At 74.8% G+C, this 19965-nt stretch carries 16 protein-coding genes; 3 read left to right on the top strand and 13 right to left on the bottom strand.

Annotated elements, in window-relative coordinates; genetic code table 11:
- Nucleotides 1-99: 99 nt before the first annotated feature.
- From AB0M03_RS32815 to purD, 4 genes are all read right to left on the bottom strand, one after another.
- Entirely contained in the window at nt 100-999 is a 900-nt protein-coding gene (locus AB0M03_RS32815) for a phosphoribosylaminoimidazolesuccinocarboxamide synthase (RefSeq protein ID WP_363498371.1), read from the bottom strand.
- A gap of 43 nt (nt 1000-1042) precedes the next feature.
- Nucleotides 1043-2584 (bottom strand): N,N-dimethylformamidase beta subunit family domain-containing protein, encoded by a 1542-nt coding sequence (locus tag AB0M03_RS32810; protein ID WP_363498368.1) that lies wholly within the window; start codon nt 2582-2584, stop codon nt 1043-1045.
- A gap of 163 nt (nt 2585-2747) precedes the next feature.
- Entirely contained in the window at nt 2748-4214 is a 1467-nt protein-coding gene (locus AB0M03_RS32805) for a hypothetical protein (RefSeq protein WP_363498365.1), read from the bottom strand.
- 493 nt (nt 4215-4707) lie between these two features.
- Nucleotides 4708-5952: a phosphoribosylamine--glycine ligase gene (purD, locus tag AB0M03_RS32800; protein WP_363498362.1), complete on the bottom strand. Its 1245-nt coding sequence runs from the start codon at nt 5950-5952 to the stop codon at nt 4708-4710.
- Nucleotides 5953-6392: 440 nt separating this feature from the next.
- Between purD and AB0M03_RS32795 the strand changes: the two genes are divergently transcribed.
- Nucleotides 6393-7163: an SLATT domain-containing protein gene (locus AB0M03_RS32795; RefSeq protein WP_363498392.1), complete on the top strand. Its 771-nt coding sequence runs from the start codon at nt 6393-6395 to the stop codon at nt 7161-7163.
- A gap of 240 nt (nt 7164-7403) precedes the next feature.
- Here the strand turns inward: AB0M03_RS32795 and AB0M03_RS32790 are convergent, their stop codons facing one another.
- From AB0M03_RS32790 to AB0M03_RS32780, 3 genes are all read right to left on the bottom strand, one after another.
- Nucleotides 7404-8054 (bottom strand): hypothetical protein, encoded by a 651-nt coding sequence (locus AB0M03_RS32790; RefSeq protein ID WP_363498359.1) that lies wholly within the window; start codon nt 8052-8054, stop codon nt 7404-7406.
- A gap of 139 nt (nt 8055-8193) precedes the next feature.
- A complete protein-coding gene (locus AB0M03_RS32785) occupies nt 8194-9087 on the bottom strand; it encodes a GntR family transcriptional regulator (RefSeq protein ID WP_363498356.1) in 894 nt (297 codons plus the stop codon).
- A 153-nt stretch (nt 9088-9240) separates the two neighbouring features.
- Entirely contained in the window at nt 9241-10038 is a 798-nt protein-coding gene (locus AB0M03_RS32780; protein ID WP_363498353.1) for a carbon-nitrogen family hydrolase, read from the bottom strand.
- 156 nt (nt 10039-10194) lie between these two features.
- On the opposite strand from AB0M03_RS32780, the gene AB0M03_RS32775 reads away from it, so the two are divergent.
- Nucleotides 10195-11028, top strand: a complete 834-nt coding sequence (locus AB0M03_RS32775; protein ID WP_363498389.1) for a maleylpyruvate isomerase family mycothiol-dependent enzyme — start codon at nt 10195-10197, stop codon at nt 11026-11028.
- A 152-nt stretch (nt 11029-11180) separates the two neighbouring features.
- Nucleotides 11181-11990, top strand: a complete 810-nt coding sequence (locus AB0M03_RS32770; protein ID WP_363498350.1) for a Bro-N domain-containing protein — start codon at nt 11181-11183, stop codon at nt 11988-11990.
- A 45-nt stretch (nt 11991-12035) separates the two neighbouring features.
- On the opposite strand, the gene AB0M03_RS32765 is transcribed toward AB0M03_RS32770, so the two are convergent.
- From AB0M03_RS32765 to AB0M03_RS32740, 6 genes are all read right to left on the bottom strand, one after another.
- Entirely contained in the window at nt 12036-13352 is a 1317-nt protein-coding gene (locus tag AB0M03_RS32765) for an MFS transporter (RefSeq protein WP_363498347.1), read from the bottom strand.
- Nucleotides 13353-13444: 92 nt separating this feature from the next.
- On the bottom strand, nt 13445-14671 hold the full coding sequence (locus tag AB0M03_RS32760) for a M64 family metallopeptidase (RefSeq protein ID WP_363498344.1): 1227 nt from the start codon (nt 14669-14671) through the stop codon (nt 13445-13447).
- 191 nt (nt 14672-14862) lie between these two features.
- Nucleotides 14863-16113: an ABC transporter permease gene (locus AB0M03_RS32755; RefSeq protein ID WP_363498341.1), complete on the bottom strand. Its 1251-nt coding sequence runs from the start codon at nt 16111-16113 to the stop codon at nt 14863-14865.
- Nucleotides 16110-16793, bottom strand: a complete 684-nt coding sequence (locus AB0M03_RS32750; protein WP_363498338.1) for an ABC transporter ATP-binding protein — start codon at nt 16791-16793, stop codon at nt 16110-16112. The genes AB0M03_RS32755 and AB0M03_RS32750 overlap by 4 nt, the downstream gene beginning before the upstream one ends.
- On the bottom strand, nt 16790-18289 hold the full coding sequence (locus AB0M03_RS32745; RefSeq protein ID WP_363498335.1) for a peptidoglycan-binding protein: 1500 nt from the start codon (nt 18287-18289) through the stop codon (nt 16790-16792). Before AB0M03_RS32745 ends, AB0M03_RS32750 begins: the two co-directional genes overlap by 4 nt.
- 336 nt (nt 18290-18625) lie before the next feature.
- On the bottom strand, nt 18626-19852 hold the full coding sequence (locus AB0M03_RS32740) for a benzoate/H(+) symporter BenE family transporter (RefSeq protein ID WP_363498332.1): 1227 nt from the start codon (nt 19850-19852) through the stop codon (nt 18626-18628).
- Nucleotides 19853-19965 lie beyond the last annotated feature (113 nt).

Raw genomic sequence — 19965 nt, 5'->3', positions numbered from 1 at the left:
TGGCGTTGCTCTTGTGGTGCGTTACAGCGGTCGGGGGGGGTGCCGCCCCGCCCGTTGGTCGGGGCCGCGCCCCCCCACGCGCCCCTACGGGTTGCCCTTTCAGGCCCAGGTGGTGCCGGTGAGGCGCTCGTAGGCCTCGATGTACTTGGCGCGGCTGCGCTCGACGATCGCGGCCGGCAGCTCCGGCGGCGGCTGCTCGCTCCTGCGGTCCCAGCCGGACTCCGGCGAGGCCAGCCAGTCGCGGATGAACTGCTTGTCGAAGGACGGCTGGGCGCGGCCCGGCTCCCACTGGTCGGCGGGCCAGAACCGGGAGGAGTCCGGCGTCAGCACCTCGTCGCCGATGACGAGCTCGCCGTCGAGCAGGCCGAACTCGAACTTGGTGTCGGCCAGGATGATGCCCCGCTCGCGGGCGATGTCCCGGGCCCGGGTGTACACGGCGAGGGTGGTCTGCCGCAGGTTGGCGGCGAGTTCGGCGCCGACCCGGCGGGCGGTCTCCTCGTAGGGGACGTTCTCGTCGTGCTCGCCGACCTCCGCCTTGAGGGCGGGGGTGTAGATGGGGGCGGGCAGCTCGGAGCCGTCGACCAGGCCCTCGGGCAGGGCGATGCCGCAGACGGTGCGGGAGACCCGGTACTCCTCCAGGCCGGAGCCGGTGAGGTAACCGCGGGCGACGCACTCGACGGGCGCCATCTCCAGGCTGCGGCAGATCAGGGTGCGGCCCTTCCAGTCGGCGGGGGCGCCGGCCGGCAGCTCGGTGGAGATCACGTGGTTGGGCACGATGTCGGCGATCCGCTCGAACCACCACAGCGACAGCTGGGTGAGGATGCGGCCCTTGTCGGGGATCTCGTTGGGCAGCACCCAGTCGAAGGCGGAGGTGCGGTCGCTGGCCACCATCACCAGGTCGCCGTTGGCGGCGCGGTACAGGTCGCGCACCTTGCCGGTGTGCAGGTGGACCAGGCCGGGAACCTGGACGGGCTCGGGCTTGGTGACAAATCCGCTCAAGGTCGTCTCGTCCTCAGGGAAGGGGGCTGACGGCCCGAGTCTTTCACGAGAGCTGCCTGGCCTCCTTGCAGAGGTGGTCGAGGAGGTTGGCGGTGGCCCGCTGGATGCGGTCGTCGGTGTGCCCGGGGCGGTCGAGTGCGGGCGACCAGGCGAAGGTGCCGGCGGCGAAGACGTACGCGCCGCTCGGCGCCCGGTAGAGGGAGGTCTGCTGGTGCCGCAGCCGACCGGCGCTGTCCCGGTACGGGGAGTGGGCGAGCAGGGTGCGCTCGAGGTGGTCGGGCAGCGGGGCCCGCGGGTGGTAGTGGTCGGCCTCGCCGGCGACCAGGCCGGGCAGCGGGTCGCCCTCCTGGAGGCCGGTGCCGGACCAGAGCCAGTGCGCGGTGTTGCGGGCGATCATCGGTGCGGGCACGGGCACCCGCCCCGCGTACTGCACGCCGAGCAGGGCCTGTTCGGGCTCGCCGGCCTCGCGCCAGAGCGCGCTGGCGCTGCCGGGCAGCCCGGCGGCCGGGCTGCCCGCCGGGACCCGCTGCCGCTTGCGGCAGTTGAGCAGCCGGTGGGGCTCGCCGGAGGGGCCGGGCGACAGGTCCACCCGCCAGTACATGGTGTTGGCGGAGAGGAAGACCAGCGAGGTGCCAGTGTCCCTGGCCTCCTCGACGGCCCGCCGCATCGGCTCGGACCAGTACTCGTCGTGCCCGGGGAAGACCATCGCCCGGTGCTTCGACGTGTCGACCTGCCCGGCGTGCAGGTCGGTGGCGGTGGCGTAGGCCAGGTCGTAGCCGTAGCGCTCGGCCCAGCGGATGAAGTCGTAGGCGTGGCCGACGTGCAGCGGCAGCCCGGCGCCGGCGTGCGGGCGGTCGAAGGAGACGGTGACGGCCGCCTCGGACTCGCCGACCAGCCGCCCCTCGGCGTTCCAGGCGTGGTAGAGGCTTGCGCCGGTGTGCCCGTCCTCGGGGAAGAGGTTGTAGGCCTGCCAGGTCACGTCGGGCAGGACGAGCAGCAGCTCGGCCGGGTGCGCCGGGTCCGCGTCGCGGACGGTGAACGGGATGTGGCTGCGGTGCCGGTCGTCGGCGGTGGTGAGCACGGCGACGTACGCCCCGGCGCGCCAGCTCGGGGGGATGTGCAGCCGCCAGGACTGCCACCAGTGGTGGCAGGAGACGGTGCGGCCGACGACCAGCGGTGCGGCTTGGGCGAGGCCGGAGACCAGCGGGCTGGAGCTGACGTGCCGGGCGCCGTCGCCGCCGTAGTGGCCGATCCGGTAGACGTCCACGGTGAACTCGCGGGGCGGGTTGACCGTGACCCGGAAGTCCACGGAACCGCCGGGCCGCACCACGCCGGCCGAGGCGAATCCCTTGATCTGCTGGTCCACGTCGTCGGCGTTGGCCGGACTGTTGACCGGCACTGCGGGGCGGGGCGCGGTGAACGGCTGCTGGCCCGGCGCGTCGACGCTGACGTACCAGGGCACCCCGCCGTCGGCGAGGTACTGGTCGGGGCTGCGCAGCCACGGCAGCGGCCCCTGGCCGAAGGGGTCGGACACGCCGTGCGCCAGCGTGCCGGACTCCCACCGGCGGTTGAGTTCCGTCCCCACGGGCCCCTCCCACGGTCGCCGGCGTCGGGCTCGACCCGCCCGTCCGCGGCTGGCATGTGCCACACGGATGTGCGTGCGGTCCAGCACACCACAGGTTGCTGGCACTGCGTCACCCCACCGTAGCAACTGGTAGGCAAGACGCCCGATTCGACCTGATTCGTCATCAACTGCGGACGGGGCGCGCGAGCCGCACGCCCGCCGTCTCCAGCCAGCCGCGGAGCGGTGCGTCCTTGCCCAGTTCGACGGCCTGGGCGACCACCGCGGCGAGGTCGGCCCGCCGGACGCCGCCCATCAGCAGCACCGGGCCGTCCAGCCAGTCCAGCCCCGGCACGGCGGCACCCGCGTCCACCACGGCGCAGCAGACCATCGCGGTGAGGTGCTCGGCCAGCAGGTCGCGCCCGCTGCGGGGCACGGCCGCACGGTCGCCGCGGGCGGCCAGGGCCTCGGCCAGGTCGTCACCGCCGCCGGAGGCGAGCCGGGCCAGCACCCGCCCGAGCGGAGGGCCGCCGGCCCGCCCGGCGCCGTTGAGCGCGGCCTCCAGCCCGGCGGACTTCTCCCGCCAGCCGCGGGCCGCCACCTCCGCCGCGTACGCCTCCCACTCCAGCGGCTGCCAGCCGCCGGACGGCACCTGGTGCAGCAGCTCGGCGGCGAGCAGCGAGACGGCCGCGTCCACCCGGCCCGGCTCCTCCAGCAGGTCGCAGGCGGGGCGGTCGCCGAGCCGGGTCTCGTACCCGTCGGCGAGCCGGTCGCGACGGGCCAGCTCGGTGAGGGCGGCCACCACGCCCGCGTTCAGGTGCTCGGGGTGGCGGCCGAGCCGCCAGGCCGGCAGGGCGACCCGGGTGAGCAGGCGGTCCCACCCGGCGTAGGCCAGGCCGACCTGCTCCTGGGCGGCGATCCGCAGCCCGTAGTCGACCGCCCTGGCCTGGTGGGAGGCCCAGGCCGCGGCCGAGCGCTCCAGCTCGGCGGAGTGCTCCCGGCAGGCCGAGAGCAGCGCCCGGTTGATCCGGTCGATCAGTGCGGCGGGCCCGCGGTGCGGCTCGCCGAGCGACGCGTCCAGGCTGCGGACGAACCGGCGGGCGGCGGCGATGTCGTGGTCGGCGGCCGCCGCGGTGCCGGCCACCACCGGGGCCAGCAGCGCCCGCAACTCACCGGCGCGCATCCACCACAGGAACGGCGAGCCGATCACCAGGACGGGGGCAGCGTGCGGGAGGCCGCGGCGGCGCGGGCCGGGCGGCTCCTCCAGCCAGCTGTCGCAGTCCGGGGTCAGCGCGATGCCCGACGGGGCGGGCACCTCCAGCCGCTCGGCGAGGTCGGCCAGCAGCCGGTAGAGCTCGGGGGCCTCCTCGGGGCGGACCGGGACGGCCGGGGTGACCGGTGGCACGGCGGTGCGGTGCGAGCGGCGGACCAGCCAGCCGAGGGCGAGGGCCAGGACGGCGACCCCGGCCACCACCCATCGGACGGCGTCCCACGGGCCCGCGTCGGGCGCACCGGGTGCGCCGATCCGGCCGGTGAACCGGCCCGCGAACAGCACCACGGCCAGGGCGGCGGGGAGAACGGTGGCGGCCAGGGCCCAGCCGCGGATTCGCAGCACGGCCTGGGCATGCGCGCGTGCGGCGTCGACAGCAGCCATTCGGCGCGGCACCCCCTTCGGAGCAGTCGGGCGTCGGCGGACCGGGATGACGATGACCGGGGGCCGGGACGTCCGAGCGACTCGAAATGATCAGTATCCGACCGGGACACGGCGGCAGCCGCCCCCGGTTGTGCATCCTGCATGGCTCTTCTGACAGTTTTGACGCCCTCGTACAGATGGGTGTTCCGGATCGCACTGCATTCCACTCGTCCTGGTGACGGCGCGAACGATCCGGACGCCCCCAGCATCCCCCCGGGAGCGTCGCACCACCCGGTGGCGGCCATGGCAGCGGTGCCCCGGGCGGGCGCGATTCAGCGCACCCTACGACTGCAGCCCCCGTTGCGTCAGCCGGATGCCCGATGAGTCACCCGAAGGGCTGGATTCCTGGCCGGGTACGGCCCCCGGGGCCGGGCGCGGCGGGTCCGGAAACGGGTGAGGGCGCTGCGCCATGGGGGTGTCCCCACGGCGCAGCGCCCTCGGCGAGCGGCCGGGCCTACTGCTGCGCGGCCTTCAGCGCGATGTCCGTGCGGTGGTGCGAGCCCTTGAGCGAGATCCGGGCGATGCCGCGGTAGGCGCGCTCGCGGGCCTCGGCGATGTCGGCACCGGTGGCGGTCACCGAGAGCACCCGGCCGCCCGCGCTGAGCACCTCGCCGCCGTCGCCGCTGCGGGTGCCCGCGTGCAGCACGTAGGTGTGCTCGTCGGCCACCTCGTCCAGACCCTCGATCGGGTCGCCGGTGCGCGGCGCGGCCGGGTAGCCCTCGGAGGCGACGACCACGGTGACCGCAGCGCCCTCGTCCCAGCGCAGCGGCTCCAGCTCGCCGAGGGTTCCGTCGGCGGCCGCCAGCAGCACGCCGGCCAGCGGGGTGCGCAGCCGGGCCAGCACGACCTGGGTCTCGGGGTCGCCGAAGCGGGCGTTGAACTCGATCACCCGGGTGCCGCGGGAGGTGAGCGCCAGACCCGCGTACAGCAGGCCGGAGAACGGGGTGCCGCGGCGGCGCAGCTCGTCCACGGTCGGCTGGAGGACGGTGGCCAGCACCTCGTCGACCAGGCCCTCGGGGGCCCACGGCAGCGGCGAGTAGGCGCCCATGCCGCCGGTGTTGGGGCCCTCGTCGCCGTCCAGCGCGCGCTTGAAGTCCTGCGCGGGGACGAGCGGCAGCACCGTGGTGCCGTCGGTGATCGCGAACAGCGAGACCTCGGGGCCGTCCAGGTACTCCTCGATCACGACGCGCTCGCAGGAGGCGGCGTGCTCCAGCGCGGCCGCGCGGTCGGAGGTGACCACGACGCCCTTGCCGGCGGCGAGGCCGTCGTCCTTGACCACGTACGGGGCGCCGAAGGCGTCCAGCGCGGCGGCCGCCTCCTCGGCGGTGGTGCAGACGTAGGAGCGGGCGGTCGGCACGCCGGCGGCGGCCATCACGTCCTTGGCGAAGGCCTTGGAGCCCTCGAGCTGGGCGGCCTCCGCGGACGGGCCGAAGACGGGGACGCTGGCCGCGCGCAGCGGGTCGGCCACACCGGCCACCAGCGGCGCCTCCGGGCCCACCACGACCAGGTCGGCGGCGAGCTCGGCGGCCAGGGCGGTGACGGCCGCGCCGTCCAGCTGGTCGACCGGGTGCACCGTGGCGACCTGCGCGATCCCGGCGTTGCCCGGGGCGCAGTGCAGCTCGGTGACGGCGGGATCGAGGGACAGTGAGCGGCACAGGGCGTGTTCGCGGGCGCCGCCGCCGATTACGAGGACCTTCACGCTTGGCAAGGGTAGTCGGTGGCCGGTTCCGCCCTCCCGGCGGCCGTGGCGAAACCTCCAATCGTGCCGCTTTTCTCCGCATCCGATCTGGAGGATCGTCCAATCCGGCGTCCGTCCGGGCTGCGGCGCAGCCCCGGGGTCATGCCCGCAGGCCGCTCGGGCCTCGCTCGGAAGAGTGAAATCTCGCCGCCCGGCGAAACCCTCTCACCTCGGCTTCCGGACCCGAACCCGGATAACGATCACAGCCGAAGCACCCACACGGTAAGCCATTTGGGGGTAAGAAGTGCTGATGGACGAAAACCGGCGACGCGCCGGAGCACGGCACCATGGGCGACTCGCACCGCCGCACGGAGCCATGTCCGACGCAGCGTCAGCCGGGCGTCCAACCAGGACTGCACTGTCACCCGCCACAGGGAGCCCCACAGGTGAGCCAGCCGGAAATGCAACCCGAGGAGAGTCCCTGGGGCAAGGACGTCGGCGAGGAGGACCAGCCCTCGGTGGCCGCGACCGGCCGCACCCCCACGCGCCGCCGCACCGATCTGAGTGCCCGCCAATTCCCTTTGGGTGACTGGGGAGAGCCCGCCGAGCGGCTCGAGGAGCTCTACCGGTGGTCCGAGGAGCGGGCCGTTGAGGCCATCGACTGGTACCGCAGGGACCGCATCTGGAAGCGTCGGTGGGCGCGGCTGCTGCGCTTCGGCGCCGGGGTGTCCGCGATCGGCGGCGTGAGCGCCCCGCTGGTCGGGCTGACCGGGGTGCTGGACGGGGCGGCCGGCTGGGGCTACCTCGGCCTCGCACTCTCCGCCGCCTGCCTGCTGACCGACCGCGGATTCGGCCTCACCTCCGGTTGGATGCGCGACGTCTCCACCACCCAGGCGCTGCAACGGCGTTTGGAGGCCTTCCAGTTCGACTGGGCCTCGGAGTGCGTCCGCGAGGTGCTCGGCCCCACCGAGGGCACCGCCGGCGAGGCCGCCGAGCGCTGCCTGGGCGTGCTGCGGCGCTTCTGCGAGGACGTCTCGGACATGGTCCGCACCGAGACCTCGGAGTGGATGCTGGAATTCCGCGCCTCGATGACCCAGCTGCCCACCCAGGCGCCCGGCGTCTGGGGCGGCCGCTCCGAGGGCGGGTTCGGCGCCCAGGTCCGCGTCCTGCCCCCGCCGGGCACCCGGCCCACCATGCCACGACAGCGTCCCCCGGAGGGGCCGCTGCGCTAGTTTGTCGCCCGCTCGCCGCTGTTCTATCGTCCGCTCGCCTCCGGGCCCTCCTGACCCGGCGCCGACGGTCGTCGCGCTGATCGTCGCCCGCTCGCCTCCAGGCCCTCCTGACCCGGCGCCGACGGTCGTCGCTCCGTCGCTGCGCTCCCGCGCTCCTCGCTTTCGGCACCGGCGGGCCCTTCGGCTCGGGGCGGTCTTCGCTCCCTCGCTCCGCCCCGGGGTCGGGGCGGGCCTTGGGGGTCAGGCGAAGACGATCATCGAGCCCTGGGTGACGCTGCGGGTGGCCGCCGCGTAGAGCCCGGCCCAGGCGTGCCGCTCCCGTGCGTACGGGTGGTGTGCGTCGTCCAGCGGCGGGGCGAACGGCTGCTCGAGGCCGGTCGGCGAGAGCGGCCGGGTGGGGGCCGGCGGCTCCAGTACGTCGATGCCCAACACCGGTGCCACCGCCTGCAGTTCGCGCAGCAGTCCGTACGAGGAGCCGAGCGGCCCGCCGGTGGCCAGCAGCTCGTCGTCCACCAGCGGGACGGGGAACTCCACCGGCACGTACGCCCCGGCGTGGTCGAAGTGCCAGACCAGGTGCGACTGTTCGGCCGTCGACTCGAACATCTCCAGCAGCTGCTCGTAGTCGCCGCCGAGCGCGTCCACCGGGGTGATCTGGAAGCCCGTCACGCCCAACAGGTAGGCGCGGCGCAGGAAGTGGAGCGAGTCGTAGTCGAAGGCGGCTATCGGCTCGACGTCGCCGGTGATGCCAGGCGCGTAGCCGTGCACCGGCACCTCGGGCAGTCCGTGGCCGGCCAGCACGGAGTTGTAGCGGACGAGATCGTCCCGGAAGGGGTTCTCGGGGCTGTAGGTGAGGACGTCCACGAGCGGGACGAGCCAGAGGTCGCAGGCCATGGGCCGGCCCATCCTCTCCGGGGGTCGGGCGCCGCGCGCGGCCGACGGTGGTCGGGGAACGAGCGCCCACCCTACCCGGACGCCGGCGCCGCACGTCGCCCTCGGGTCGGCCGCCGACGGGGCGGGCGGGGCCGCGGGCTCAGGACGGCCCCGGCCGGCCCCGGACGGGCCCGGAGGGCCGCACCGGGCGGCCGAACCGCCCCGGCGGCACCGACCGCGGCAGCGGCACCCGGGTGGCCTCGTCCGGCAGCGCCGCCGGGGCGGCGGGACGCGGGGCGGCCGCCTCCGGTCCGGCGACCGGGGTGCGCAGCAGGCCGGTTACCGGCACCGACTCGACGTCCTCGCCGGCCAGCCGAGCCAGCAGCTCCAGCGTGAACAGGTTGTAGTCGTTGACCACTTGGTGCGCCCCGGCGATGTCGCGGGCCTCGATCCGGTCGACCAGGTCGCCGTGGCGGTCCCAGCAGACGCCGCCCAGGTCCGCCGCCTGCCGCAGGTAGGGGGCGGCGAACATCCAGGCCTGCACCCGCAGCCAGCCGAGGTAGTCGGCGACCCGGGCGTTGCCGAGCAGCGCCGCCGCCTCCTGCCAGAACCGCAGGTCGCAGCCGACCAGCACGTCCAGCTGGCCGGCCCGGGAGGCGCGCGAGGCGGCGTCGGCCCGGCGGCGCAGCGAGGGCATCCGGGACCAGTCGTAGCCGCCGGAGCCGTGGGCCGGGTGGGCGGTGAGCCTGCGCAGCGCGCTGTCGGTCAGCAGGGTCCGCGCCTCGAAGATCTCCAGGAAGTCCCGCCAGGTGAAGGCCGGAACGGTGAAGCCGCGGTGGTGCTCGGCGCGGAGCAGTCCCTGGGCTGCGAGGTCGACCATGGCCTCGCGGGCGGGGGTCGCCGACACCCCGTAGAGCTCGGCGACCTCCTTCACGGTGAAGTTCCGGCCGGCCGCCAGGCGGCCGGCCATCATCTCCTCGCGCAGCGCGTCGGCGATCTGCTCGCGCAGACTGTTGCGCTGGATCGGGGGACGGGCGGCACCGGTGCCGTACATGCGGGCCACCCTCCTCCGGCGGTGTCAGGGAGCCAGCGCGGAACGCGATGGCGGCTCATCTTCTCAAACACGCCCCCGGGGTGCACAGTGCCTCATCACGCCCATAACCGGACAGCCCGGCCGGGGCAGGTCCGGCCGCCCGGCCGCGGCCGGTCAGCGCTGGACGGGTGCCGGAATGCCGAGCAGCCGGTCCCGGTGCACCGGGAAGTCGGCCCGCGCCTTGCCCACCTCGGCGGGCTCGAGGTCCACGGTGAGCACCTCCTCGTCCGCCCCGGCCTCGCCGAGCACCCGACCCCACGGGTCCACCACCAGGCTGTGCCCGGCCTGCGGCACGCCGCCGTGGGTGCCGGCCGTGTTGCAGGCCAGGACGAAGGCCTGCTCCTCGACCGCGCGGGCCCGGGCGAGCAGCGTCCAGTGCTCGCGGCGGCGCTCCGGCCAGGCGGCCGGGACGACCAGCAGTTCGGCGCCGTCGTCCAGCAGGGCCCGGAACAGCTCGGGGAAGCGCAGGTCGTAGCAGGTGGCCAGGCCGAGTCGGCCGACGCCGGTGTCGGCGGTGACGATCTCCTGGCCCGCGCCCATGGCGACCGCCTCACCGCTGTCGAAGCCGAAACGGTGGATCTTGCGGTAGGTGTGGGTGAGGGCGCCGTCCGGCGCGAAGAGCAGCGAGGTGTTGTAGATGGGGCCGTCAGGATCGCGTTCGACGATCGAACCTGCGTGCAGCCACACCCCGGCCGCGCGGGCGGCGGCCGACATGGCCTCGGCGGTCGGGCCGTCCAGCGGCTCGGCCCCCGCCGACCATGCCTCGTAGGCGAAGCCGCCGAGCGCCCAGAGCTCCGGCAGCACCACCAGATCCGCACCCTCCTGGGCCCTGACCAGCGCAGCCGCGCGGGAGCGCCGCTCGGCCGGCGGCTCGGTGTCGGAGACCGCGAGTTGGATCAATGAAGCGCGCACAGTACCACCGTCCACGGCAAGAGTCCTACGATCATCACCCGAAAGCGCTGTCCCGCTGTGACCCGACAGCGTAACGTGCGGGTAGCACTTGCGCCCCCAGGTCCCGGCGGCGGCCGGCGGAGCGTGTTGGAAGCTGACGGAGGCCCGGAGATGCTTGTGGCGGACAACCAGACCGTGCAGGTTTACACCGACGCTTGGACGCAGTCCATCGAATCGGTGGCCGAACTGCTGGCCCCGTTGCCCACCGACTCCTGGAACAGGCCCACCGACTGCCCCGGCTGGTCGGTGCGCGACGTCGCCTCGCACATCATCGCCGTCGAGTCCGAGCTGCTCGGCGACCCGCGGCCGATCCACTCGCTCCCCCGCGACCTCCGGCACGTCACCACCGAGTTCGCCCGGTACGTCGAGCTGCCGGTCGACAAGCGCCGCTGCCACACGCCCGTGGAGATCACCAGCGAGCTGGAGTACACCGTCATCCGCCGGATGCGGGCCCTGCGCAACGCCCGCCACCAGCCGCACGACCTGGTCCGCTGGCCGGCCGGGCCGCTCTCCCGGGAGATCCCCTACGTCGAGCTGCTGCGCAACCGCGCCTTCGACGTGTGGGTGCACGAGCAGGACCTGCGGCGCGCCCTCCGGGTGCCCGGCAACCTGGACTCCCCCGGCGCCGCGGTCACCCGCGACTACCTCGTCCAGGGGCTGCCCAAGGTGGTCGCCAAGCTGGCCGGCGCCCCGGCCGGGACCACGGTGGTCTTCGACGTCACCGGGCCGCTGGAGTTCCTGCGCACCGTCCGCGTGGACGCATCCGGCCGCGGCACCGTCGACACCTCCGTCGGCCTCGCCCCCGACGTCCAGTTCCACCTGGACTGGGAGACCTACCTCCGGCTCGCCTGTGGCCGCATCCGCCCCGAAACGGCCGCCGCCGCCATCCGCGTCGACGGCGACACCGAACTCGCCGCCCGCGTCCTCGCCCACTTCACCCTGACCCCCTGAAGCCCTGATCGGCGTCCGCCCCGGGCGCGCGCCCCGTACCCGGACGGCGCGCGCCCTCGCACTCCCGTACGACGCCTGCCGACCGCCACTTCATCCGTTCGGCCTCGTTGATCCGTGCAGCACCCATCACCGAGAGTGAAGGAGGGGGCGGCATGAACGACGAGGCCGACATGGTGTTGGTGCCGTCGAGCTTCCCGGTCACCGGGCAGCCGATCAGGGTGGTGGTGATCCACGGGGAGCCGTGGTTCGTCACCGCGGACGTGTGCAGGATTCTCGGGCTGACCAACCCGAGCGAGGCCGTGAGGGGGCTGCACAAGGCCCACGCCCAGCGGATCGACCTTCGGATCGTAACCCTCAGCCCGCCTGAGGGTTATGACGTTTCCGCAGGTGGAAAACCCTATGGGCGCGGAAACCCAGTGGTCGGGGTGATCAGCGAGGCCGGCCTCTACCGGCTGATCATGCGGTCCGACAAACCGACCGCCGAGCCCTTCCAGGACTGGGTCACCGGAGATCTCCTGCCCGCCGTCCGCCGAGGTGACTTCGATGCGGGGCACCACCGCCGGAGGATGGGCGAGACGCTGGCCGAGGCGGTCGGCCAGCAGGTGGAGATCCTTACCGACGTCACCTTCAGTGACGGAATCAGCGCCCATGTCCGCTCGGACGGGACGGTGCACTGCCGCCACGGCGAGATGGAGTTCCGCGTTCCGAGCCGGGAGGAGGACAGCGGGCCTCCGTTCGGGCCGTACTACCGGTGCCCGAGCGTGGAACGGGTCGGCATCCGCGGAAGTGTGGCGCTGCCGCGCTGCCCGAGGCTGAAGCTGGTCGAGCTGGTCCGGCACCTCGCGGAGACCGGCCGCCGCAACCACCCGGGCGGCACGGTGCGCTGTGAGCTCGGCCGGGTGCGCTTCTCCGGGACGCCGCTCGACGTCGCGGATCTGCTCCGGGAGATCGGCGCGGCCTGATCCGGCCGCCGGCCCGCCCCGCGCGGGGCGGGCCGGCGGTGTGCCTCAGTGGGCGAGCCTGCGGCGGAGGCGGAGGATCATGGCGGTGCCGACCGCCATGGGGATGTACTGCCAGCAGAAGGCCCAGCGGTAGGCCTCGGCCGTGTGGGTGCCGTCGGCGGAGGCGAGGATGTCCAGCAGGACGCCGATGCCGAGGAGGGTCACCACGGTGCCGACGAAGCCGCCCATGTTGGCGATGCCGGAGGCGGTGCCGAGGCGTTCGGCGGGGTTGTGGGAGCGGGCGTAGTCGAGGCCGACCAGCGAGGCCGGGCCGTTGCTGCCCATGACGGCGATCAGCACCAGCAGCAGCCAGAGCGGCGGGCGGCCGCCGGGCCAGGCCAGGACGGCCGCCCAGCAGAGGGCGGTGGCTGCGATCACGGCGAGGCTGAGCGGCATCCGGGTGCGCGGGCTGCGGGAGACCGTCCGGCCGAAGACCAGCGCGAAGACCATGTTGCTGACGACCAGCAGGGTCAGCAGGGCGCCGCCGGCGGCCCGGCTCATGCCCTGCCCCTCGACCAGGTAGGGCATGCCCCAGAGCAGGCCGAAGGCGGCGGCCGGGAAGGCCGTGGTGAAGTGCACCCACAGGCCGAGCCGGGTGCCGGGTTCGGCCCAGGCGTCCCGGATCTGCCGGCCGACCGGGAGGCCCGGTGCGGAGCTGTCGCGCCGGGCCCTGCGGCTGTGTCCGGGGCCCTCCCGCAGCACCAGCGCGACGAGCGCGAACACGCCGGCGCCGGCCAGTGCGATGGCGGCGAAGGTGGCCGTCCAGCCCTGCTCGTGCAGGGCCCGGGCGAGCACGACCGTGGTGACCAGGTTCCCACCGACCCCGACCAGCCCGGTGAGCTGGGCGATCAGCGGGTTCTTCGCGGCCGGGAACCAGTGCGCGGCGATCCGCAGCACGCTGATGAAGGTCATCGCGTCGCCGCAGCCGAGCACCGCCCGGGAGGCCAGCGCCGGGCCGAAGGAGTCGGCGAAGGCGAAGGCCAGCTGTCCGGTGCTCATCAGCAGGACGCCCAGCAGCAGCACCCGCCGGGCGCCCTGCCGGTCCACCAGCAGGCCGACCGGGATCTGCATCGCCGCGTACACCAGGACCTGCAGGACGGCGAAGGTGGAGAGCGCGGAGGCGCCGATGCCGAAGCGGGCGGCGGCGTCCAGGCCGGCGACGCCGAGGCTGGTGCGGTGGACGACGGCGAGCAGGTAGACCGAGGCGCCGACCGCCCAGGCCGCCCAGGCGGCGCGCCCTCCCGGCGGGACGGGCCGGAGCAGGGGCGGGGAGGAATGGAGTGGGGGAAGGGGGCGGGCGGTGTCGGCAGGGTCCGCGCTCATGGCACCAGAGCCTAGTCATCCCATGACCTGACCAATCGGGCAGGGTACGAACCGGGCCCGACCGGGCACCGGCGGACCGCGGGGCCCGCCCGTCAGCCGGTCAGCGTCCAGCTCACGGTGCGGGTCATGTACCGGTCCCGGAAGGCCTCGTCGCGCACCCAGTCGGTGGTGTCCCGGACGGTCGCGGTGACGGTCGCCCGTGCTCCCGGCGCGAGGCCCAGGGTGGCGGTGTCCAGCCAGCTGCCGCCGGCGGCGGGCACCGGCTTCCCGTTCACCGTCCACTCGATCTGCAGCTGCCTCGGGCCCTCCAGCGGCACCGCGCTCACCTGCAGCCGCGGCCGCCCGGCGACCGGGCCGGGGGCGGGCACCGCGCCGTCCAGCGGCTTCACCCGGCGGTAGACCTGCTCGACGATCGCCTCCCGGGAGGGCAGGTTGTACGTGCCGCCGAGGGTCCGCATGACCGAGTCGGCGGTCGGCCGGTACAGCCCGTTGGCGCTGCGGTACGCGCCCACCACGCCGCCGCCGTCGGGCGAGGTGGCGCCGAGCCAGCGCCACCACTTGACGTGGGTGCGGAGCATCTCGTCGGCGTCCACGGCCGAGAGGTTGGCGTAGCCGGGGTCGTCGGGGGCGCTGTCGTACTCGTCGCCGAGGTCGCCCACGGTGTGGCCGATCTCGTGCTGGATGATCCGGCCGGCGTCGGGGCTGCCGCCGGCCAGCGTGGTGACGCCGGTGCCGCCCGCACCGCCGTACTCTTCGGAGTTGGCGAGCGCTATCAGGTACTGCGGGCCGGCGTCCTCCCCGGCGTAGCGGGCGGTCGCGGACTCGTCCGCGCAGAGCAGCCGGGCGGTGCCCTCGCACCAGAAGTGCATGCCGAGCGGGGTCTCCGTGGGCCCGCCGTCGTCGTCCTCGGCTATGCCGGCGACCGGGGAGACCACCTCGACCCGCCGTATGTTGAAGAAGTTCTGGTACGTCCGGAACGGTTCTATCTCCATCAGCGCCCGCCAGGCCCGGTCGGCCTGCTCCCGGAACAGCGGCTGCTGGGCGGCCGTGTAGCCGTCGCCGAGGAGCACCAGGGTGATCCGGTTGGCCGGGTCCCCGGCCCGGCGGATGTCCACGCTGGGGGCCGCGCCGGGGGCCCGCAGGTCGATCCGGCCGGGGGCCGGCGGTGCTCCGCGTTCGGCGAGCGGGCCGGCGGGCGGCCCTATCACCGCGGACGGCGCGGGCGCCGCGACCTCGAGCGCCGCGGGCAGCACGGCGGCCGACATCAGCACGAGGGCGGCCAGACTCCGGACGATCCGGCCAGGGTTGCCAGGCGGCATGCGGGTGCGTCCTCCGGGCTCCGGTCACCCGGCGGGGGCCCGGGTGGTGGTCGCACACACGTACCCACGACGACACGCCCGGCCGACCGGACGCATCCGAAGTTCGCCGAACCGGACCAACGGCACCCCGGCGTGTCGGCTCGCACTGGCGCCCGCGGACACTCCCGCCCGGCGGCTGCCCGCCGCCCCGGTCAGCTGCTGCGCAGCGCGGCGAGCGGGTCGGTCCGTGCCGCCCGGACGGCCGGGTAGACGCCGGCGAGCAGGCCGATCACCGCTCCGACCAGCGGCGCCGGCAGGGTGGCCCAGGGCTGCAGGACGGCCGTCCAGTCGCGGGCGGCGGCCACCGCGAGGACGGTGAGCACGCCGAGGCAGGTGCCGATCAGGCCGCCGAGGGCGCCGAGCGCGGCCGACTCGGTGAGGAACTGCGCGGCGATGTGGTGGGTGCGGGCACCGAGGGCGCGGCGCAGGCCGATCTCGGGGGTGCGTTCCAGGACGGCGACGAGCGTGGTGTTGGCGATTCCTACGGCGCCCACCACCAGGCAGATCGCGGCGAGCGCCAGGAACAGGCCGGTGAGGTCGGAGGTGACCCGGTCGCGCAGGCCGTGCGGGTCCGGCGGGGCGGTGGCGGTCAGCAGGTCCGGGGCGTCCGGGCGGAGCGCCACGGGCAGCTGGTCGGCCACCACGGCGGCCGCCCCGACCCGGGTGGCGGCGATCAGCCGGGCGGCCCGGTCGTCCCCGGTACCGGGGTTGCCGAAGCGCTCCAGCGCGGTGGAGCCGGGGATGATCATGCCGAGCAGGGTGTCCGGCAGCCGCTGGACGTCCCGGTAGATGCCGATCACGGTGTACGGCAGGCCCTCGATGAAGATCGCGGGCTGGGCGTCCAGCCGGGTCACCCCGAGCCGGGTCGCGGCGGTGCTGCTGAGCAGCACCACGGGCAGCGAGGCGGACTGCGCGTACGGGTCGAGGGTGACCCCGGCGGCCAGCGTGGGGTGGACGGCGGCGACCGCGCCCGGGGTGGCGGCGAACAGGGCGAGGCCATGGGCACCGCCGCCGGCCGCCGGGGAGGCGGAGATCCGCAGGTCGTCCGAGGGGATGCGCCACCAGACACCGGCAGCGGTGACGCCGTCGATCCGCCCGGCCCGGGCGTCGACGTCGGCGGGGAACGCGGTGGGCGGGTCGGCGCCCGGGGCCACGCCCTGGGTCGACGGGTGGTCGGCGACGGTGACGGTGGTCGCCCTGGTCAGGTCGAAGCTCGCGCCGATCTGCCCGGAGGCGGTGGCGGTCAGCCCGAGCACGGCGACGAAGGCGCCGATGCCCAGGACGGTGCCGAGCACGGTGAGCGCGGAACGGCCGGGGCGCTGCAGCACACCCGCCAGCGCCTCGCCGAACAGGTCGCGCGGCGACAGCCGGGAGGGCGGGCCCACCGGGCCGGTGCCGCTCACCGGTGCGCCGCCGGCTCGGTGAGGCGGCCGTCGCCGATCCGCACCACCCGGCGGGCCCGGGCGGCGACGGCGGGGTCGTGGGTGATCATCACCAGGGTGAAGCCCTCGTCGTTGAGCTGCTCGAAGCGGTCCAGGACGGCGGAGGCGGAGGCCGAGTCCAGGTTGCCGGTGGGCTCGTCGCAGAGCAGCAGGTCGGGCCGGTTGACCAGGGCCCGGGCGATCGCGACCCGCTGCCGCTCGCCGCCGGAGAGCGTGGTCGGCAGGGCGTCCGCCCGGTGTCCGAGGCCGACCCGGTCCAGTGCGTCCCGGGCGGCCTTCCGGCGCCGCTCCCCCGGGGTGCGGTTGTAGACCCCGGCGAGCAGCACGTTCTCCTCGGCGGTGCGGTGCGGCAGCAGGTGGAAGGACTGGAAGACGAAGCCGATCCGCCGCCCGCGCAGGGTGGAGCGGTCCCGGTCGGAGAGCTGCCCGGTGTCGATGCCGTCCAGCATGTAGCGGCCGGCGGTCGGGGTGTCGAGCAGCCCGAGCAGGTGCAGCAGGGTGGACTTGCCCGAGCCGGACGGGCCGGTGACCGCCAGGAACTCGCCGCTGTGCACGGTCAGGTCGCACGGGTGGAGCGCGGTGACCGGCGGCGGCCCCGCGTGGCTGCGGCCCACGCCCTCGAGCCGGACGATCTCGCTCACCGGCCGACCACCACCGGGTCGCCGGGCTGCAGCTGCGCGGTCTGCACGGGGGTGACGGCCACGTACCCGTCGGCGTTCACCCCGGGGGTCACCGGCACGGTGATCCGGCGGCCGCCCGAGTCGATCCGGGTGACGGCCGTCCGGCCGGTGGCGTCGGTGAACACGGCGGCCACGGGCACGCACAGCACCGGATCGGCGGTGGCGCTGCGCTTCACGGTGATCCGCACGTTCTGGCCGACGAACGCGGCGGGCAGCGGATCGGCCGGGTCGATCCGCAGCGGCACGTACGAGGCGCCGGGCGGGCCCGCTGCGGGAGCGCCCGGCGCGGCCGCACCTCCGGCGGCCCCCGCACCCGCGGCGCCCGTCCCGGCGGCACCGGCGGCACCGGGCGCCGCACCGCCGCCGATGGCGATCACCCGGCCCGCGGGCGGCGCGGTGGTCGGCGCGTCCAGCCCGGCGACCCGGCCCTTGGCCGTCGTCCCCGAGGCCTCGGCGAGGATCTCCACCTCCATGCCGGGGGCGATGCCGGGGGCCTGGGCGGGCGCCAGCTGGCCGGTCACCACCAGGTCGCCGCTGGTCAGCGAGAGCAGCGGGCCCGCGACCGGGGCACCGACGGGGGCGTTCACCGCGGTCACGGTGGCCGGCACGACGGGCAGGAAGACCGCCTCGCCGGCCGACACCACCGGGCCGTTCGCGGCCTCGGCGGCGGCCAGCGCCGCCTTGTCCTCGGCGAGCTTCCGCCGGGCCTCCTCCAGCTGGCCCGCGGCATCGGCAGCGCCGGTGCCGGTGCCCTGGTGTGCCTTCAGTGCGTCGACCTGGCGCTGGTCGGCCTCCACCGTCCGCCGGGCGGTGTCCACCGCCTGCTGGGCGGCGGCGCCGGCGGTCGGGGCGGAGTGGCCGAGCTTCCGGTAGAAGTCGGTGACGGCGCGGGCGGTGCCGGTCCCGAACGTGCCCTCGGCGTCGGAGCCGCGGCCGTGGCCGAGGTCGGCCAGCGCGGCCTGCAGCTGGGCGACGTCCGGGCCCTCGGCGCCCGGCTTCAGGTCGCGGTAGGCCGGCACCGCGCCCTTCAGCACGAACAGCGGCCGTCCGGAGACCTCGGCGAGCAACTGCCCGTTGCCCACCGCGTCCCCGGGCTTCACGGCGAGCCCGGAGACGTAGAGCTGGGTGATCTCGGGCGAGCCGGAGGCCGGGGTGACGTTGTACTGGGTCGGCGGATAGACCTGGCCGCGGGTGACGGTGGAGCGGGTCAGCACCTTCAGGGCGGCCTCGGCGGTCAGCAGGGTCCTGGGCGGGGGCGCGGTGTCCGCGGCCCGCTCCGCGGGCGACTTGATCACCGTGGCGGCGCCCAGCCCGCCGCAGGCGACCAGCGCCGCGGAGACCGCGACCACGACCAGGGCACGGCGCCGCCGCACCATCCGCGAACGGCCCGGAGACCCGCCCTCCGCCGTCTCCTCCGCGTCGAATTCCTGCTCCCGTTCCCGAATCAGGTCGCTCAATGCCTCGTCACCAGCCACTCACCGCTGCCCGTCGGAAGAAATTCACGTGCACCGGAGCGGGTGATTCCGAATTCCCCACCGCACCCGGATCGAGCCGCCTCAGCCTACCCGCGGGGCCCGCTGCGCCATACGATCCGGCGGTCGCGAATTTCGATCCGAATTGCCCGTACCCGCACGGAATTCCGCCGTTCGGGGCGCCTTCTCCTACCGCATGCACATCATGATCGCAGCCCGGGATCGGCCGTTCGGTCTACGGTTTCCGTGAAAGGCGCCCACGAACCCTCCGCATACGGACGCGGTGGATTCCGGCGGAATAGCGGGACGCGGCCCGGAGGGTCAGCCGCGGCGGTGGTGCAGGACGACGTGGGTGGCCAGCCCGAGCAGCAGACCCCAGAAGGGAGCGCCGATGCCGAACAGGGTCACCCCCGAGGCGGTCGCGAGGAAGGTCACCACGGCGCCGTCCCTGCCGCGCTCGTCGGCGACCGCCCCGGCCAGGCTGCCCTGGAAGGAGGCGAGCAGCGCCACCCCGGCGATCACCGCGATCAGGACGTGCGGCAGCCCGGTGAACAGGCTCACCAGCACCCCGCCGAAGCTGCCCACCACCAGGTAGAGCACGCCCGCGGACATCCCGGCGACGTACCGCCGCCGCAGGTCCGGGTGGCTCTCCTCGCTGGTGCAGATCGCCGCGGTGATCGCGGCCAGGTTGACGCCCGGCGAGCCGAACGGGGCCAGCAGCACCGAGAGCACGCCCGTCGAGCCGACCAGCAGCCGGTCGTCCGGCCGGTAGCCGGAGGCCCGCATGATGGCGAGGCCCGGGGCGTTCTGCGAGGCGAGCGCCACGATGGTCAGCGGCAGCGCCAGGCCGACGGTCGCCGCCCAGGAGAACGCCGGCGCGGTGAGCACCGGACGGGTCGGCCCGCCCGCCCCGATGTGCAACGGCAGGCCGACGGTGGCCGCCGCCAGAACGGCGCCGACCAGCAGCGCCACCGGCACCGCGTACCGCGGCACCAGGCGCTTGGCGAGCAGGAAGGCGGCGAAGCTGCCCAGCACCAGGACGGGCGCACCGCGCAGCTCCGCGAAGATGCCCGCACCGAAGGTGAAGAGGATGCCGGCCAGCATCGCATTGACGATGCCGGACGGGATCGCCCGGACCAGCCGCCCGAACAGCCCGGTCGCGCCGAGCACCGCCACCGCCACCGAGGACAGCAGGAAGGCGCCCACCGCCTCCCGGTACGGGTACGCGCCGAGACTGCCCACCAGCAGGGCCGCCCCCGGCGTGGACCAGGCGGTGATCACCGGCGTCCGCGTCCACCAGCTGAGCAGCAGGCAGGTCAGCCCGCTGCCGATGGAGACCGCCCAGATCCAGGAGGCGGTGTGCGCCTGGTCCAGGTGCCCGGCGGCGGCCGCGGCGAGCACCACCACCAGCGGGCCGGAGAAGGAGACGGCGATGCAGACCAGTCCGGCCAGCAGGGCGGGCAGCGAGACGTCCCGGCGCAGCGAGGGCCGGGGCTCGGGCGGGGCGGGGGCGGCCTCGACCTGCACCGCGGTCTGATGATCGGACATGGGCAGCAGTATCACGGAGACTTCCCCGGCACCCGAAAAAAATTTCTCCGGACCACCTGCAACCCCTCGGGCAGATGGACGTCCATGAGGATGAAGGCACGGAGAGCGGGACC

This window comes from Kitasatospora sp. NPDC051914 (assembly GCF_040680995.1).
In the GTDB taxonomy this organism is placed as follows: Bacteria; Actinomycetota; Actinomycetes; order Streptomycetales; family Streptomycetaceae; genus Kitasatospora.
Note: the sequence above shows the minus strand (reverse complement) of the source record. Positions and strands in the feature narration are given on the sequence as shown.

Excerpts from the sequence above, each read along its gene's own strand:
- AB0M03_RS32805 (WP_363498365.1), bottom strand. The coding sequence starts at position 4,214 with ATGGCTGCTGTCGACGCCGCACGCGCGCATGCCCAGGCCGTGCTGCGA.
- AB0M03_RS32795 (WP_363498392.1), top strand. The coding sequence starts at position 6,393 with ATGCAACCCGAGGAGAGTCCCTGGGGCAAGGACGTCGGCGAGGAGGAC.
- AB0M03_RS32790 (WP_363498359.1), bottom strand. The coding sequence starts at position 8,054 with ATGGCCTGCGACCTCTGGCTCGTCCCGCTCGTGGACGTCCTCACCTAC.
- AB0M03_RS32785 (WP_363498356.1), bottom strand. The coding sequence starts at position 9,087 with ATGTACGGCACCGGTGCCGCCCGTCCCCCGATCCAGCGCAACAGTCTG.
- AB0M03_RS32770 (WP_363498350.1), top strand. The coding sequence starts at position 11,181 with ATGAACGACGAGGCCGACATGGTGTTGGTGCCGTCGAGCTTCCCGGTC.
- AB0M03_RS32765 (WP_363498347.1), bottom strand. The coding sequence starts at position 13,352 with ATGAGCGCGGACCCTGCCGACACCGCCCGCCCCCTTCCCCCACTCCAT.
- AB0M03_RS32760 (WP_363498344.1), bottom strand. The coding sequence starts at position 14,671 with ATGCCGCCTGGCAACCCTGGCCGGATCGTCCGGAGTCTGGCCGCCCTC.
- AB0M03_RS32740 (WP_363498332.1), bottom strand. The coding sequence starts at position 19,852 with ATGTCCGATCATCAGACCGCGGTGCAGGTCGAGGCCGCCCCCGCCCCG.